The sequence below is a fragment of the Reichenbachiella sp. genome (assembly GCF_033344935.1).
Taxonomy (GTDB): domain Bacteria; phylum Bacteroidota; class Bacteroidia; order Cytophagales; family Cyclobacteriaceae; genus Reichenbachiella.
Map to the genome: position 1 here is coordinate 360,803 of NZ_JAWPMM010000001.1, position 16,622 is coordinate 377,424.

Here is a 16,622-nt window from a genome sequence, read left to right on the forward strand (position 1 = left end):
TTTTTTAAATCAGAATAACTATATGGCTGCTAAGCAATCGTCAAAAACTATTATTGTATCGAACCGACTACCGGTAAGAATTGTCAAAGAAGATGGAAAATTAGCCTTCACGCCAAGTGAAGGTGGACTGGCTACGGGATTAGGTTCCATTTACAAACAAGGAGATAATATTTGGTTGGGTTGGCCTGGTGCAGTACTTAATAGTAAAGCAGAGGAGACACAAACCAAAAAGGAACTGAAGGAGCAAAATATGGCTCCGGTGTTTTTGACGGATGAAGATATCGAACTCTACTACGAAGGCTTTTCTAACGAGACCCTTTGGCCCTGCTTTCATTACTTCAATCAGTTTTCGGAGTTCAATCAAGAATATTGGGAATCCTATAAGGCAGTCAATCAAAAGTTTGCGGATCAAATTTTGAAAAATGCTAACGCCAATGATACCATCTGGATTCATGATTATCAGTTGTTGTTGTTGCCAGCATTGGTAAGAGCGGAAAGGCCTGATATATCCATAGGCTTCTTTTTACATATTCCTTTTCCATCCTATGAGTCGTTCAGACTTTTACCTTGGAGAAGAGAGTTGTTATTAGGTATGCTCGGCGCAGACTTTTTGGGCTTTCATACCTATGACGATACGCGCCATTTTTTGTCTTCGGTAAGCCGACTGGCTGGTATTGGTAATGAACATGGCCACATCAACTACAACAATCGCCAGATCATGGCGGATGCTTTGCCGATGGGAATCGACTATGATAAATATGCGGAGGTGGCCGCGGCGCCTGAGACTTTAGAGCGTGAGGTGAGATATCGAACCAGTATTGGAAGTGAAAAGCTCATACTTTGTATCGATCGGTTGGATTACTCCAAAGGCATCTCGCAAAGATTGAAAGCATTTGAAAAGCTGTTGGAAAAATATCCAGAGTATCTGGAGAAAGTATCCATTCTAATGGTAGTGGTACCATCAAGAGATCAGGTGGGTAAATACAAAGAGTTGAAAGAAGAAATTGATTTATTGGTCGGACGAATCAATGGGCAATATTCACGCCTCAGTTGGACACCAATCCATTACTTCTACAGATCATTTCCTTTACATGCGCTTTCTGCTTTTTATAGAATGGCACATGTCTGTTTGGTGAGTCCTATGCGTGATGGAATGAACCTGGTGTGTAAGGAATTTATTGCCAGTAAACTGGACAAAAAGGGGGTATTGGTATTGAGTGAAATGGCTGGGGCTTCTAAAGAGCTTTCGGATGCCTTGCTTGTTAACCCTAACAACCGTCACCAGATGGTTGAAGCGATACGTGAAGCGTTGGAAATGGAGGAGGAAGAACAAGTTCAGCGTATGACCGTCATGCAGAATACCATCAAACGATATAATATTTACCACTGGGTAGATCTATTTATGAACCGTTTGGAAATTGTCAAAAAAGCGCAGCGATCTCTTACCACAAAACTGTTAGATGATAAGTCTACCAAAGTGGTGGTATCAGCCTATAAAAAATCTAAACAACCGCTAATTTTCTTAGATTATGATGGCACACTAAAAGGTTTCTATGGAGACCCACAAGCTGCGAAGCCGGATGAGGAATTGTATGCATTGATTAAAAGCCTTGGTAAAAAAGCTCATGTTGTAATAATTAGTGGTAGAGACAAAACTACCCTAGGTGAGTGGTTCAAGGGTTCCAAAGTGGACCTAATCGGAGAACATGGGGTTTGGCTAAAAGGCCACAAAGAAGATTGGCATACGATTACTAACCTGACTGATATGTGGAAAGAGGCGATTGGAGAGGTGCTGGATGGCTATGTGGCTAGAACGCCGGGATCTTTTATTGAAGAAAAGGATTACAGTTTGGTTTGGCATTACCGCAAGGTGGAAACTGGACTTGGAGAATTAAGAACCAGGGAGCTAACCAGCCATTTGAAATACTTGGCCTCTAACCAAAACCTGCAGGTATTGGAAGGAGATATGGTGGTAGAAATCAAAAGCACTGAAATCAACAAAGGCCGCGCGGCTCGCAACTGGATGAAACGCTATGAGGGGTCGGATTTTATTATGGCAGCTGGCGATGACTGGACGGATGAAGACACTTTCAAGGCTATGCCAGAGGATGCCTATACCATCAAAGTAGGGAGCTCTAACTCAGCTGCCAAGTTTAGTGTGAATAGTTATGAAGATGTTAGGGCGTTGTTAGGAGCTCTTATTGGCTAAAGTTCTCTAGTCATCTCCTTCAAATTTATAGACTCTCCTTTTTGAAAAGAGACTTCACGAATCATATCCATGTGGCCCCAGAGGTATTTGTGACCCTTTAGACCTCTGGTCATACGCATACGACGTTTAAGGCGAGCAATTTCTTGATCTGTGGCCTTCCTTTTATCTCCCAGTTGACCGTAGAGCTTCACTGCCGGATAACTGTCAAACTTTCTTTTGAATAATGACTTTACCCAAAACCATCGGTTACTATTAACCCCAAGGACACAGATATTCTTTTTGTTCTTAGCATGTTTCGGCAATTTGGAAGGAAACATTTCAAAGTAGAAACCGGCTTGATTGTCATTCAAGAAAAGAGAGCCAATAGGTGTCACCGTAGGGTTGTTATCTTCATCCACAGACGCAATGGAAACATGTAAATTGGTTTTAAAACTCTGGTTGAAGTGTTTTCTGATTTTTGTCCAGTCTTCGATTAGGTTCATTGGGTTAGCTATTTAATTGTACACTACCTATTACGAAAACTAGACACCTGAGATGCACTATTTTCTATTCCATGAATACCTCTTGGATGTCTTTTGGAATGGGTTGAGGCTTGGTCATGGAGACTCGACTGCTACCTACATTGCCGACAGGAATTTGATTAATGAAAGATAGCGGTGCTCCAAAAACAAGTCTTACCACTTGACCAATTATTTCCTTGAAATTTCCTGTCCGGCAGCCAAGCAGCAACATCTTCCAATGTGTTTCGGTGTGCTGAATCGGAAAACGCTGACCAATGACATGTGCTCTTTCTAGATGATGCCAGGCCTTAGCCATTTCATGCCTATGTAAAGCGCAACTGTACTTATTGATTTCCTCTTGATAGAAAGGTTTTATATTCTTGGGCATTGCCGTATTCAATTTCATATCGATCCTTTTTTAAACAAAGTTGATCGATCAGAAAATGAATGGCTTGTATAAACCTGCTGAATATAAGGCCCATTTTCAATTCATGAAAACTTTTAAGCCTCAGGCAATGGGTTGTCTGCGGTGTGAAAGCTCTCCTCACCATGGTAACCCATGTCCATGCCTTGATCTTCCAGAGCATCTTCAATTCGACCGCCTCCTGTAACAAGTGTAGTTACTTTAAAAAGTAAGGCAGAGCCTATGCCCGCATATACAATGGTGGCACCTACAGCGACTAATTGAGGAATAAGTTGACCAGGGTTGCCGTAGAAAGCACCTGCTGCACCATTTATTTCGGGATTGGCAAATAGGCCTGTAGCTATGGCACCAAAGATGCCAACTAAGCCATGAATACCAAATACATCCAACGTATCATCATAGCCAAGAATGCTTTTGAGTTTGACTACGCCGTAGTATCCAATAGCTCCAGAGAATGTTCCGATGGTAAGGGCAGCGGATACATCTACATATCCTGACGCTGGAGTGATTCCAACCAAACCTGAGACTACGCCAGATGCTGATCCAAGCAATGTTGGTTTTTTGTCTGAGGTAGACCATTCGATGATCAACCAGGATAAACCACCTGCAGCTGCAGCTACATTGGTTACAAGCAGTGCATTGGCAGCGACAAAGTCAGCGGCGAGTTGGCTTCCGCCATTAAATCCGAACCAACCGAACCAAAGTAGCGCACTACCTAAAAGCATCAATTTCGTGGAAGAAGGTTGAGCATCAATATTTTTATGACCTTTTCTATTTCCTAATAAGTAAACCAGCACCAAACCAGAAATGCCGGCATTAATATGAATGACTGTGCCTCCTGCAAAATCTAGTTCACCATGATTGCTTAGCAGGCCCCCACCCCAGACCATGTGGGCGATGGGAGAATAAATAAACATGACCCAAAGAATAGAGAAGATGAACCAGGTGGAAAACTTGACGCGCTCAATGATGGATCCACTTACGAGAGCTACAGCAATTGCCGCGAATGTGCCTTGGAACATCACGAATAATAAATGAGGAATAGTTCCAATCAAGTCATGAATCTTGATGTTTCTGAGCAAAGCGTAATCGAAGCCTCCGATCACACCGTTGCCTGACCCAAAAGCAAAACTATATCCTATGATTACCCAAACCACAGTGGCGGTACAATACGCGACGTAGCTCATGCCAATCGTATTCAGCACACTTTTTCTACGAGTAAGGCCTCCATAAAAAAGTGTAAGTCCAGCCGGCGTCATCAGCACCACTAAGGCCGTGGCGATAAGCATCCATGCGGTATCACCAGAGTTTAGGGTGGACTCTTGTCCAAATGCTAAAATTGGAAAAAATAAAGTGAGGCTGAGTGCAGAAATGAATTTTCTAGTCATTTGTAGAGTGTTACAGTTCAACAACAATTGCCGAACAATTAAAAAAAGAATAATCTACAAATTTGGGTCAAATGACACCCTATAAAATAGAATGCGCTGTAAATATAGAAAATTGACATTTTATTTTATGCAAAAAGACATAAAAATACATGATATGAGGATTATTAGGGTGTAATGCAAGCCACAATACTTGAAAAGTAGGACGAATGTACTAATAACTCAAGGTTATTTGCACTCACCTGATTCCCATGAGGTCAAACCAGCATGGGCAGCCTGGCATTGGTTTCCATAGGTTTTTCCATCGCATCCACAGACCGGGTTGTACTCCATCGTACAGATAGCGTTGGGGTTGATTTTAGATTCGTCAATACAGGGTTGAGAGGAAGTAGATTCTGTGCATTTGGCAGCAATTAAGAAAAGAAGTAAGGCGGCAAAAAGTGCATATGTTTTCATAAAACGAAGACTTGAGATTTATCCTTCAATATAAAAAGAAAATAAGACACTTAATATTTAGTTATACAAAACTGAAACTAATGCATTAAATTCACGTTTGTATAACAAATCGTTTTTAAAATGGGAAGTACAAAAGGAAATCACTTAGGTGAATTTGAAGAGCTAGCACTGCTAACGGTAGGAGCTCTTTTTGATGAAGCATATGGCGTAGCCATCTTAGATGAAATAGCGGCTAAAACCGGCAGAAAGGTTAATATCAGTGCGGTACACGAAGTGCTGAAACGATTGGAAAAGAAAGGATTTGTAAACTCACGAATGGGAGGAGCGACCAACGAACGTGGCGGAAGGCGTAAACGTTTTTTCACGCTAACATTAGAAGGAAAGCAAGCACTCGATCATTCTATTGGCTTGAGAAACGAACTTTACAATTCTATTCCTAAACTCACTTTTAACTTCGTTTAGCAGTGCGTCCACGTCCTCCCAAATGGGCCGATCGATTTTTAGAATGGTACTGTGACCCTGATCTTTTGGAAGAGATCCAAGGTGATTCACAGGAACTATTTTATCGTCGTGTGGACGAAGAGGGTTTGAATGCTGCTAAAAGAAAATATGTCTGGGACATCATTCGCTTTTTGCGACTTTCCAATTTAAGGTCAAACAAACTCAAAATAAACTCACTCATTATGTTTAACAGTTATTTAAAAATCGGATTTAGAAATCTCAGAAAAAATTGGGGCATTTCTACTATCAACATTTTTGGATTGGCGCTGGCCATCGGTTGTGCCATTACCATTTTCATTTTTGTAGATATGATGCTGCATATGGATCAGTTTCATTCCAAAAAAGATAGAATGTACAACCTTATTAACCATGTGCAGCATGACTCGGGAACAGAGTTATGGGGAGCCAACCCAATTCTTCTAGCAGAAGAATTAAAGACTAATAGTGCAGCCGTAAACAATACCTTGAGAATAGAATATGCAAGTGGTAATGTCAGATATGGAGATAAAGTATTTGCAGAAAGACTGTCTTATACAGACCCAAGTTTTTTGCAGATGTTTGATTTTAAATTGAAGCGTGGTTCAAGAAATGTATTGGATAACAAACAATCTATTCTGATTAGTTATGAATATGCGATTAAGTATTTTGGTGATGAAGATCCCATTGGAAAAACGCTCACGGTAAAACTACCAGGTGATCAAATACAATCATTTCTAGTAGAGGGTGTTTTAGAAAAGTACCCATCCAATTCAAGTCTGAAGTTTAATCTTATCATCCCCATGTCAAACTGGTTTGAAATTAAGGGCAATGAAAAACCAAAATGGGATTACCTCACGAATGCAACTTTTATTGAATTGGCACCAGGCCACCATCCTTCCGAATTATACGAATCGCTCAATGAATATGTCGAAAGGCATAACAAAGTGGCATCAAATTGGACTATTCAAAAATTTGAGCTCCTGCCTTTGGACCAATTGTCCTTGAGGGATTTTGAAATAAGAAGTAGTGTGTCTCAAGGAGGTCATCCAGCGGGCAGAATAGCTTTATCGGTAATAGCGGCGATGTTACTCATTTTGGCTTGTTTTAATTATATGAACATCGCTGTAGCTTCAGCAGCCAAGAGACTGAAGGAAATAGCGCTGCGTAAAGTGATGGGTGGGAATAGGAGCAATATCATTTATCAGTTCCTCACAGAAAACTTCATCTTATGCGTGATCGCTCTATCCGTAGGGGTTTTACTAAGTTACTTTTTCTTCCTGCCTGGATTGAATTCTCTTTTTCCGGTTTCTATTCCATTTTCATTTTCATCGTTTCAGGTAGCGATCATATTCTTTGGTAGTTTAATGCTGATCATAGGCTTTGCGTCGGGCTCTTACCCGGCATTTTATATTTCGAAATTTCAACCAGTATCGATTTTAAAAGGCAATCAAAAATTGGGTGGAAAAAACTGGTTTAGTAAGATTCTGTTGACGCTACAGTTGGTGTTAGCCTTTATGATGGTGGTTGGCTGTTTTGTGTTTACAGATAATGCGATGTACGTAAATGAAAAAGACTGGGGTTATAAAGCTAATGGGGTTTTTTCCATCATGGTTAATGATCGAAGTCATCTTCAGTATCTACGTCAGTCTGCAGAAACCAACCCTGACGTAGAATCATACGCAGAGGCCAAAGGTCATTTGGGTCGCACGAACTGGTTGACCCATGTGGATGTTTTGGATGTACAACTCAAAACCTTGCATTATGAAGCGACGCCGAACTATTTGCAAACTATGAATTTACGCTTGGTTGAAGGAAAGCTGTTTGATGAAGAGGCCACCTACCCTTCTAAATTTGCCGTGATCAATCAGAAGTTTGCAGAAAAGCTAGGATGGGAACAACCGTTGGACAAGAAATTCACTCATGATAGTACAGATTATTACGTGATTGGAGTGGTTGAAAATTTCTATACTAACAATTTTCATGATGAGGTAAGTCCTGCATTTTTCAATATTGGAACTGATGAAGAGTTCAAGTTTTTTGTTATTAAGACATCGGAGGACAAACTCTTTGATGTGGATGACCAGATTCATGACTCCTGGTTCGAATTTGCTCCAAACGACCCCTATAATCGGGAATTTCAGCGATTCACTTTTGACGATTTTTACAGAGAAAATAAAGGTAATCTGACTTTGACAGGTACAATTTCAGTATTTGCAATGGTTCTGGCATGCCTAGGTTTGTTTGGCCTTTTGAGTTTTAATTTACAGCGAAGAATGAAAGAATTCGGAGTTAGAAAAGTATTAGGAGCCAGTCGACTTTCAATTCTCAACCAAGCCAACAAAGAGTATATGTGGATTATGCTCGTTGCTTTTGTTATTGGGGCACCATTAGGCACTGCTCTGATTAGTCAATTGCTGAAGGTTATTTATCCTGATTCCAACAGTTTTAGCGCTGCTCCTATCATCTTGTCAGTAGTCATCATTGTGACGACAGTGGCAGGGACCATTATAGGTCAACTATTGCATGCAACCAAAGTAAATCCTACGGAAGTATTGAGATCGGAGTAAATAAAAAAGGCCAGCAATCGCTGGCCTTCCAAACATATCCAAAATTGGAATTTTTTATGATTCGTAGCTACTTGTGTCTACCCCCATTTCTTTCAATAATTTGATTGAATTGGCTTTTACGTTAGCTGCAGGGTTCATGGAAAGAGACTTTTTCAAGTATTTGATCGCATTCTTGTTATCTCCTTTTGTTTTATACGCTTCGCCTAAGCTATCCCAGCAGTTGGCATTCTTAGGATTTCTTTTTGCATTAAGTGTGAAGTACTCTATCGCCTTGTCATACTTCTGCTGGCCTAGCATTTGATAGCCGAGGAAGTTAAGCTGCCCCACATTGGCTATAGCTACAGATTCATCCATGATCGCCTGGGCTTCTGATGTTTTGCCCATCGCTGTCAATAGCTGACCTTTGGTTGAAAGATTGTTGAAGTTTTTTGTGTTGGCTATCGACCGATCTACCCAGGCAAGCCCTTGCTCTAGTTCTACATTGTTTTGTGCGCAATAGTTAGCCGCTTGGTTAAGTCCTTGCCAGCCAAAACCTGGGATCGACCTTAACTCATCTTTGAAGTTAGCAATCACAATGCTGTGAACATCATACTCCACTTTGAATGGAATGGCTTTTTTCTCCCATTTCAATGCAACTGTAGCGCTGGTGTTATCCATATTAATTACATCATAGGTCAACACTTCTGTGTGTGCAATGTCCATAGATTGAACGTCCACCCTAAGTGCGTCTTCGGCTTCTTTGTAATAGAAACTCCCCCACGAACTGCTGTTGTTGGAGAATATTACTGTGGCTTTTCCATCTTCATAAACAGCCATATGCAAGCCGTAAGTACCGGCAGCTAAATCTTTTCCTTCAATTTTTACATCATCTGAGAATGTGATAATCGTGTTTTCATTGGCTCCTGCTCTCCATGGAATATTGCTGCCATCTACAAATGTAGTAGCCTCAAAACCCCAAGGGATCAAAGTGCCCCAGATGTTTCCGGTACGGTCATTTCCTCTGAGTGTAACTCTAGGTCGTGAGTATTTGATATTTACTGTCGAGATCCCGATAGTTTGGGTCATCTCACCGGCAGGTACAACTGCTCGAGGAGTAGTTACGTTTTGGGCACTTACCTCCCAGCACAGCAATGCGACGATCGCAGCTGTAAAAAGTGCTTTGATGTTAGTTTTTATCTTCATAATATAAATGGTTATGGTATTTGAATTTTTAACAAGTAGATAAACGTGTATCCTGTATGCGTGAGGAGATTTTGTGATAGACGGTAAATTCCGTGATGAAAGGTTGAATGCTGCTGATAGTAGGGGAGTAAAAAAGCCCCTATTTGATGAATTTGAAGATTTTTTAAGATACCCTTATCCAAATGAGGAGCTTTTTGATTGTTGGTTGTTCTGTTTTGACAGCTAAACCCTTAAATTTATTTAAACACAAAACCCCAATTATGCAAAGCTCAGCGACCTCTGTACAAGAATATCTCGAATCCCTTCCGGATGATCGAAAAGATGCCATTATGAAAGTAAGAGAAATCATCCTTCAAAATTTACCCAAAGGCATAGAGGAAACAATGAATTGGGGCATGATAAGCTACGAAGTGCCACTTGATGTTTATCCTGATACTTACAACAAAAAACCTTTGATGTTTGCTGCATTAGCCTCCCAGAAAAATCATATGGCGGTTTACCTTAGCGGAATCTATTGTGACCCAGCGCTGCGAGAAAAGTTTGAAATGGATTATAAGGCCAGCGGAAAGAAAATGGATATGGGCAAAAGTTGTGTCCGTTTCAAAAAACTAGAAAATCTTCCGCTGGATGTCATAGGTTGGGCCATTGGCGCTGCCGATATGGAAACTTTCGTATTATTCGCGAAAGAGAATAGAAGGAAATGAAAGGAATTCAAGAATTTTTCAAATTATCGTGGGGGTAAAATCAATTTTGGTTTTCCTGAATCTGGAAAACGATAAATTTTTCAGAAAAAAGGTAACCTCTTTGATGTAAATACTGTCTTTCTGTATGAAAACTCTACACATCAAAAAGTAATAACCAATAATTGCGTGAATTGGAATTCTTTATCGTCTTCCCAAAGGTTAATAAAAACTAAAGCTTAAAACTTTACACTAAACTCAATGAACAAAATTCTATTGGCCAAACTTTTGGTTTGCCTGGCTTTTTATACGCAGGCACAAAATACCATAAGTGGCTATGTAAAAGATGCAAGTAATGGAGAAACCCTGATAGGTGCAACGGTACTTATCAAAGGGAGCTCTCAAGGTGTAATCACCAACGTGTATGGATTTTACTCCATCACACTCCCACAAGATGTTTATGAAGTAGAATACCGCTATATCGGCTATCAGCCTATTGCGCAATCTGTAGATCTATCTGAAAACAGAAGGATAGATGTAGAACTATTTTCAGATAGCCAGCAACTCGAAGAAGTGGTAATATCTGCAGAACCCGAGGACGTCAATGTTTCAGGTATTCAAATGTCTTCCAACAAATTGGATATTGAAACGATTACCAAAATCCCTTCTTTTATGGGTGAGGCAGATGTGCTCAGAAGTATCCAGATGGTGCCTGGCGTGGCTACTGTTGGAGAAGGCGCATCAGGGTTCAATGTAAGAGGAGGAAGTGTTGGCCAAAATATGGTGTTGCTCGATGAAGCTCCTGTTTATAATTCTTCGCACATGCTTGGCTTTTTCTCAGTATTTAACCCAGATGCCGTAAAAGATGTCAATTTAATTAAAGGTGGTATCCCTGCCAGATATGGTGGTCGAATATCATCTGTATTAGATATCAGAATGAAAGAAGGTAACAGTAAGGAGTTTGCCGCACAGGGTGGTATAGGAACCATTTTTAGTCGGGTGGCAGTTGAGGCACCAATTGTGAAAGACAAGGCTTCATTTATAATAGCAGCAAGAAGATCATATATCGACGTATTTGCCAAGGCATTTACTGACGCACTAGATGGAGGTGCAGCACTCAACTTCTATGATCTGACTATGAAGACCAACTGGAATATCAATGAGAAGAACAGAGTTTATCTTTCTGGTTATTTTGGAAGAGACAACTTTAAGTTTGATGCCAACCAAGGGTTCAACTGGGGAAACAAGACTGCCACCCTGAGATGGAATCATATTTTTACGGATCGAATATTTGCCAACTTCACGGCCTTTTTTAGTGATTACGATTATGTGTTGGCATTTGGTGAAGACGAGATGGACCAGTTTGACTGGAATTCCCGAATACTGAACTATGACTTTAAGCCAGAGTTTACCTACTTCGTAAATCCGAACAATGAAGTATCCTTTGGCGGGGAGTTGTTATTCCTCAAATTCGAACCGGCCAATGCGGTAGGTGTGAGTAATGGAGAGTCTCAGGACATTAGCTTACCATCTAAAAATGCACTAGAGTCGGCGCTCTATATATCGAATGATCAAAAGATTGGCCAGAGTATTCAGCTACAATATGGTTTGAGATATTCACACTTTAGTCTATTAGGTTCTGGTGTTGCATATACTTATGGAGATACGATCCCAGGTACCAGACGGCCAGTGATTGGCGCGGAGGAATTTGATAGTAGGGAATCTATTCAAAGCTATGACAATTTCGAGCCTAGATTTTCTGTAAAGTATCAACTGAATAAATACAATTCCTTCAAGGCGAGTTATAATAAAACAAGCCAGTACTTACATCTGATATCCAATACCACGGCCTCGAACCCATTGGATGTTTGGACTCCTAGTAGCAATAATATCAAACCTCAAATAGGTCATCAGGTAGCTTTGGGATGGTTTAGAAATTTTGGACCGGATAACAATGTGGAGTTTTCTGCGGAGGTCTATTACAGAAAAACCGAAAACCAGATTGACTATATCGACGGGGCGGACCTATTAATCAATGAATACATAGAAGGTGACCTTCTAAGCGGAGAAGGCCGAGCCTATGGGCTTGAATTATATGCGAAAAAGAATACTGGAAGGTTGACCGGTTGGGTGAGTTATACCCTTGCCAAAACAGAGTTGCAAACCGAAGGAATCAATAGAGGTAGATGGTATCCGACCCGTTATGATCAAAGACATAATGTGAAATTGGCGGCCTTTTATGACTTGAATGACCGGTGGAGTCTTTCTACAAACTTCACTTTCCTTACAGGTACACCTACTACCTTCCCTACCTCTCGCTACCAAATGGGAGATTATGTTGTACCCTACAACTATGGAGATGGACGAAACAATTTCAGAATACCTGTTTATCACAGATTGGATATTTCGGCGACACTACAGGGCAAACGATTTAGAAGAAACGGAGAAAGAAGGAAAAACGAAAGCTATTGGGTGTTTTCAGTGTATAACCTCTATGGTAGAAAGAACCCATTCTCCATTTATTTCACACAAGATAATGACGTAAGGCCTGGGCCGGGTGATTTGGTTGATACCCAAGCGAGACAAGTTTCCATTATTGGTAATATGATACCGGCCGTTTCTTACAACTTCAAATTTTAATGACGATGAAAGCTTTAAAATATATTAACATTCTTATCGTGGGTATAGTCATCATGTCTTGTGATGACCAGATATATCCAGAACTAAATGACGCTCCTGAGGTAGTTGTGGTCGATGCTTGGGTAAACAACAAACCAGAAGACCAGGTGATCAAAGTGACCAAAACGCAGCCCTATTTCGACAATTCAGAAAGTGTGGGTGTGACAGGAGCAGAAGTTTATATAGTCGACAATGAGGGCACTCGTTTTGATTTTATAGAATCTACTAATGGAGCGTATGTATGGTCATATAGTACAGAGGCTTTCGGCACAGTTGGCAATTCTTACACTTTGACAGTAGTTGCCGAAGGAAACACCTATACTTCCGTCTCGGAACTCAATCGGGTACCTACAGTAGATAGCGTGACGTTTAGGTATGAATTGGAGACTGCTTTTGGAACCGAAGAAGAGTTTTATATCGGAGAATTTTGGTCACGAGACCCTGAAGGAACGGGTGACACGTATTGGATTAAATCCTTCAAAAATGAACAATACTTAGCTAAACCTTCTGAAATTAATATTGCCTGGGATGCAGGCTTTTCTGCAGGAGGTGCTATTGATGGGTTGATCTTTATTCCTCCAATTCGAGATGCGGTAAATCCATTCGATGAAGACCCAAATGAAGAAGACTCTTTTCTATCACCGTATGAAGACGGAGATTCTTTATATGTAGAGGTACATTCGATTACACATGCGGCACATAATTTTTTGACGCAACTGAGTATTCAGACGGATAGACCCGGAGGGTTTGCTGCATTGTTTGATACACCGCTGAGCAACGTGCCCACAAATATTGTAAACTCCACCTCTGATGACCTTGCCTTAGGCTTCTTCTGTGTATCTGCAGTGGAGGGTAATGGCAAAAGGTTGGATATCAGTCAGGTGCCAAAAGATGAATAAGAATTTGCAGTTTAGTTCGATTGAGAAGACCCCGGCAAACGAGTCGGGGTTTTTTATTGCACAATTTGCAGACTCATTTGATTCAGTGTAGAATCCACTTGGTCGTATCTTCTCTTTAGTATATACAGATCATCGTGATAGTCTTTCTTCTTCATAGATTCAATTTGCAACTTACCATCGACTGTTCTGGCTTGAAGGTAATGTTTGATTAAACCGAAACGGGCTTTTTCTTCATTATTGACTTCTTTACGTTTTTTCTTTTGAGATTTAAACAGCAAATCACTCACACTAATCTGCAAGTCGAACCCAAAATCAAACTCAGTGCTATGGTAACCGGAAAATTCTATATTGGACAAGGAAGACTTAAATGTGGTAGTTGGTAGCACGATCTCGTCGTTATGAAATAGCACCTCCAAATTAGGGTTGGCCAGAAAAATCGTATCACGATTCGATTGTTTGATAAATTTGAGTGATTCAGTTATTGGTTTGAATCTTATTAATTCTCCGTGACTCAGAGAAATATTCACTTTCCCCAACATCTCATCTTCCTGGTGCACAAGCTCATGGTTATACTTGAGTAGTATCTGGCCGCTTACTCCTACATTACCTTTAAAATGTTGCTCAGAAAACATTTCGTTCTTGGATTTAACCACATTTGAAGTAATGTCTCCCAAGTTAATATTGGATGCAGATAGGTTGCAAAAGGCTTTTACTTCATGTGCTTCGTTTTTTCGAATCAGGCCATCTATTTCAAATACCCCATCAAACATTTCGAAAGAAGATTTAGCAAGTCGCAGTCGATTTTCTCGAACATGAAGATTGGCATCAAGGGAGTTTATCTTGAATTGTTGATAGGTCGCACTTGGAGCTGAAACATGAAAAATAAATCTATCTACGGAGAAAGGTGATGGCTTTTTGTTTTGAAGAGAATCTTCAGAAGATTGCTTTGGCCTTAAGGTGTTATAGTATTTTTTTAGTGAATCAATATTGAAAGCGTGAAGAGCCACTTTGGAATTTCCACTTACTTGATAAACAGAGTCTTTGAGGTCAATTTCTAAGCTTGACTGGGTTTTTCCAAATGGAAAGTCAAAATTGAATGTTTTGGCTTTGAGTTTCCCCTCCTTTAAATCAGCAAGAATTCTAAGGTTTGATAGTTCTATTTTGTTATGCTTTAGGTTTTTGAGTTGTATGTCAGTATGGATAGTATAGTTCGAATAGTCTCTGCTTCCAATAACTTCTTTGTTGCTCTCACTCTTTTTTGAAGACAAATAATTTTTCGTATCCAAATGGTTCAAATCAGCTTTAACCCAGATGTTGTAATTATTTATGGTGTTAGCTGATGGTCTGGATACCGCACCCAACCACAAATCACCTTCTGCCAACTTGAAGTGACTGGTTGCTATTGATAAAGAGTCGTTGTTGAGTGCCAATTTAAGCTTGATGCTTTCAGCATGATAATCTTCGTAGGAAAACTCCTTCATGTTTACATCACAGTTGAGATGAAGAAACGGTGGAAACTCAAAAGCTTTTGGGTTGGCCTTACCTTGATCACTATTCGAAAAAGCCTTTATATCCGATTGGGATACGGACAGCCCATCTATATTTATGTATAAGTTGGCAAAAGAGGTTTTGCCTGGCTTCTTTTCGAACAATGGAAAAAAGTTTCGTGTGGAGCCTGATATCCTTACCTTGGCGTCATTGAATCGAGCAGTCAGTGCGGATAGAGTGAGTTCTTTGTTCTTTACTCCAATTCCTCCTGAGAGATTTTCAACCTTGATGTTCGACGCCTTTTTTCTAATATTGATATTGTCGAATTTAAAATAACCATTGAAGGTATTTCGTCTTGATCTTCCTTGTTTTTCTAGTTCCGAAATTTTCCCATCTACATCGGCCAGAATTTTTATAGATCCAGACATTTCTACATCTGGATAATTCAATAGATTCTTTAGGTCCGCTAATTCTAATTCTGAACTCGCGTCAATATTTAGATACGGATCTTCAAAGTTGCTGATAGAACCTTTGATTTGAAAAAAGCTATTTTTCACTTTGGCATGACCAAAGTCAATGACCATTTCGCTTGTTTTGGCATTTCGTTCTTTCCCATTGGTAAAACGTCCGCGAAAACTTACGCTGTCCATTATACCAGATAATCCAATTCTGGTAAAAGCCGCGTTACGCAGTTCAAACAGTATGTCGACATTAGGAAAAGTGACTGGATCTACAAAGCCAGAATTTCGAATAGTCAGAGTAAGTTGAGCATCCGGGTTGTGTTGGACCAGCTTGAGTGGTTTGAATTGTGGAATGAGGGCCAGATAGTCATTAATTCTAGCCTCATCTCCTTCCAATGTAATATCTAGTAGGTTACCATTGCCTGTAGGTTTTAACAGACCATACGCTCGAAGTTGAGCATTATAAAGCTGAAGAATACCATCAAATAGTTTTTTGTCATCCAAAGTGTTTACTCGAAAGGTCGCTTGATGAGCAGCAATAGGGACTGCGGTCTGGTTTAAGTTTCCTCGGGAAATCATTGTGTCTAGCACCCCAACAGCATCTCCCTTGAATTCAAGCAAGTCGTCGAATGACTTGAGTCGAAAATTACCCTGGTCAACAGATATCCTTACTCTGTTCTTTTTGTATGCATTTTCTACAATTATTAAAGCATCTCTTATTTCAATTTTCGGGATATCAAGCAGGAGTTTGGCTCCAGGTTTTGCTTCTTCCTTTTTTTTAATGCGAAGCATAAACTTCTTGCCAGTAGAATCTATCGGTGCATAAAATCGAGGCTTGAGGATCTCTATTTTGCTTAGCGAATAGTTTTCATGATAAAGATCCATTAGATCAGCATGAAGCGCTATTTTTTCTGTTTTGAGGATTTCATAGCCGCTCTCCCGAATGGATAAATTTTTTATAGAAATGGTGAGATGAGGGAAGTTAGGTAGAGTACTAATTCCTATATCCGAAAAATAAATGGATGATTCTAGGCTCTCATCGGCCAAAATTTTTAACCGATCGACAATTTCGTTTTTATACCAGAAACCCACCACCAATTCTAGAATCAAAAGAGGAAGAATGAACAGGATGGCAATGGAGCCGGTAATTTTAAAGAATAATCTCATGAATAACGATAAGCCATCTAAGGTATCAATTATTCATGAGATATG

12 protein-coding genes are annotated in these 16,622 nt (G+C 40.1%); 6 read left to right on the plus strand and 6 right to left on the minus strand.

From position 1 onward, the window contains the following. The first annotated feature begins 22 nt into the window (after positions 1 to 22). Positions 23 to 2,209 (plus strand): bifunctional alpha,alpha-trehalose-phosphate synthase (UDP-forming)/trehalose-phosphatase, encoded by a 2,187-nt coding sequence (locus R8N23_RS01515; RefSeq protein ID WP_318169797.1) that lies wholly within the window; start codon positions 23 to 25, stop codon positions 2,207 to 2,209. Here the strand turns inward: R8N23_RS01515 and R8N23_RS01520 are convergent. The 4 genes from R8N23_RS01520 to R8N23_RS01535 all read right to left on the minus strand — a co-directional run bounded on the left by R8N23_RS01520 (position 2,206) and on the right by R8N23_RS01535 (position 4,974). Next, on the minus strand, positions 2,206 to 2,691 hold the full coding sequence (locus R8N23_RS01520) for a hypothetical protein (protein ID WP_318169798.1): 486 nt from the start codon (positions 2,689 to 2,691) through the stop codon (positions 2,206 to 2,208). The genes R8N23_RS01515 and R8N23_RS01520 overlap by 4 nt on opposite strands. Before the next feature lie 64 nt (positions 2,692 to 2,755). Beyond that, complete coding sequence (locus tag R8N23_RS01525; protein WP_318169799.1) at positions 2,756 to 3,115, minus strand: DUF3703 domain-containing protein; 360 nt, start codon at positions 3,113 to 3,115, stop codon at positions 2,756 to 2,758. A gap of 95 nt (positions 3,116 to 3,210) precedes the next feature. Beyond that, on the minus strand, positions 3,211 to 4,521 hold the full coding sequence (locus R8N23_RS01530; protein WP_318169800.1) for an ammonium transporter: 1,311 nt from the start codon (positions 4,519 to 4,521) through the stop codon (positions 3,211 to 3,213). Positions 4,522 to 4,746: 225 nt separating this feature from the next. Then, positions 4,747 to 4,974, minus strand: coding sequence for a Kazal-type serine protease inhibitor domain-containing protein (locus tag R8N23_RS01535; RefSeq protein WP_318169801.1), 228 nt, complete (start codon positions 4,972 to 4,974; stop codon positions 4,747 to 4,749). 120 nt (positions 4,975 to 5,094) lie between these two features. Here R8N23_RS01535 and R8N23_RS01540 point away from each other — a divergent pair, with 120 nt between their 5' ends. Then, on the plus strand, positions 5,095 to 5,436 hold the full coding sequence (locus R8N23_RS01540; protein ID WP_318169802.1) for a PadR family transcriptional regulator: 342 nt from the start codon (positions 5,095 to 5,097) through the stop codon (positions 5,434 to 5,436). Between the two features lie 2 nt (positions 5,437 to 5,438). Then, positions 5,439 to 8,021 carry an ABC transporter permease gene (locus R8N23_RS01545; RefSeq protein WP_318169803.1) on the plus strand — a complete coding sequence of 861 codons (2,583 nt, stop codon included), beginning with the start codon at positions 5,439 to 5,441 and terminating at the stop codon, positions 8,019 to 8,021. 54 nt (positions 8,022 to 8,075) lie between these two features. Here the strand turns inward: R8N23_RS01545 and R8N23_RS01550 are convergent, their stop codons facing one another. Next, positions 8,076 to 9,203 (minus strand): DUF2911 domain-containing protein, encoded by a 1,128-nt coding sequence (locus R8N23_RS01550; RefSeq protein WP_318169804.1) that lies wholly within the window; start codon positions 9,201 to 9,203, stop codon positions 8,076 to 8,078. A gap of 260 nt (positions 9,204 to 9,463) precedes the next feature. Between R8N23_RS01550 and R8N23_RS01555 the strand changes: the two genes are divergently transcribed. The 3 genes from R8N23_RS01555 to R8N23_RS01565 all read left to right on the plus strand — a co-directional run bounded on the left by R8N23_RS01555 (position 9,464) and on the right by R8N23_RS01565 (position 13,461). After that, the gene (locus tag R8N23_RS01555) at positions 9,464 to 9,907 is read left to right on the plus strand and encodes a DUF1801 domain-containing protein (RefSeq protein ID WP_318169805.1); all 444 of its coding nucleotides are present in this window, start codon (positions 9,464 to 9,466) and stop codon (positions 9,905 to 9,907) included. A gap of 237 nt (positions 9,908 to 10,144) precedes the next feature. Continuing rightward, complete coding sequence (locus R8N23_RS01560) at positions 10,145 to 12,523, plus strand: TonB-dependent receptor (protein WP_318169806.1); 2,379 nt, start codon at positions 10,145 to 10,147, stop codon at positions 12,521 to 12,523. A gap of 5 nt (positions 12,524 to 12,528) precedes the next feature. After that, positions 12,529 to 13,461, plus strand: coding sequence for a DUF4249 family protein (locus R8N23_RS01565; RefSeq protein ID WP_318169807.1), 933 nt, complete (start codon positions 12,529 to 12,531; stop codon positions 13,459 to 13,461). 53 nt (positions 13,462 to 13,514) lie between these two features. Here R8N23_RS01565 and R8N23_RS01570 read toward each other — a convergent pair whose 3' ends face one another. Continuing rightward, on the minus strand, positions 13,515 to 16,577 hold the full coding sequence (locus R8N23_RS01570) for a DUF3971 domain-containing protein (RefSeq protein ID WP_318169808.1): 3,063 nt from the start codon (positions 16,575 to 16,577) through the stop codon (positions 13,515 to 13,517). Positions 16,578 to 16,622 lie beyond the last annotated feature (45 nt).

What these genes read in the sequence shown, in the direction of transcription:
- R8N23_RS01555 (WP_318169805.1), top strand. Translation starts at nt 9,464, where the DNA reads ATGCAAAGCTCAGCGACCTCTGTACAAGAATATCTCGAATCCCTTCCG.
- R8N23_RS01540 (WP_318169802.1), top strand. Translation starts at nt 5,095, where the DNA reads ATGGGAAGTACAAAAGGAAATCACTTAGGTGAATTTGAAGAGCTAGCA.
- R8N23_RS01515 (WP_318169797.1), top strand. Translation starts at nt 23, where the DNA reads ATGGCTGCTAAGCAATCGTCAAAAACTATTATTGTATCGAACCGACTA.
- R8N23_RS01520 (WP_318169798.1), bottom strand. Translation starts at nt 2,691, where the DNA reads ATGAACCTAATCGAAGACTGGACAAAAATCAGAAAACACTTCAACCAG.
- R8N23_RS01530 (WP_318169800.1), bottom strand. Translation starts at nt 4,521, where the DNA reads ATGACTAGAAAATTCATTTCTGCACTCAGCCTCACTTTATTTTTTCCA.
- R8N23_RS01560 (WP_318169806.1), top strand. Translation starts at nt 10,145, where the DNA reads ATGAACAAAATTCTATTGGCCAAACTTTTGGTTTGCCTGGCTTTTTAT.
- R8N23_RS01550 (WP_318169804.1), bottom strand. Translation starts at nt 9,203, where the DNA reads ATGAAGATAAAAACTAACATCAAAGCACTTTTTACAGCTGCGATCGTC.
- R8N23_RS01525 (WP_318169799.1), bottom strand. Translation starts at nt 3,115, where the DNA reads ATGAAATTGAATACGGCAATGCCCAAGAATATAAAACCTTTCTATCAA.
- R8N23_RS01565 (WP_318169807.1), top strand. Translation starts at nt 12,529, where the DNA reads ATGAAAGCTTTAAAATATATTAACATTCTTATCGTGGGTATAGTCATC.
- R8N23_RS01570 (WP_318169808.1), bottom strand. Translation starts at nt 16,577, where the DNA reads ATGAGATTATTCTTTAAAATTACCGGCTCCATTGCCATCCTGTTCATT.
- R8N23_RS01535 (WP_318169801.1), bottom strand. Translation starts at nt 4,974, where the DNA reads ATGAAAACATATGCACTTTTTGCCGCCTTACTTCTTTTCTTAATTGCT.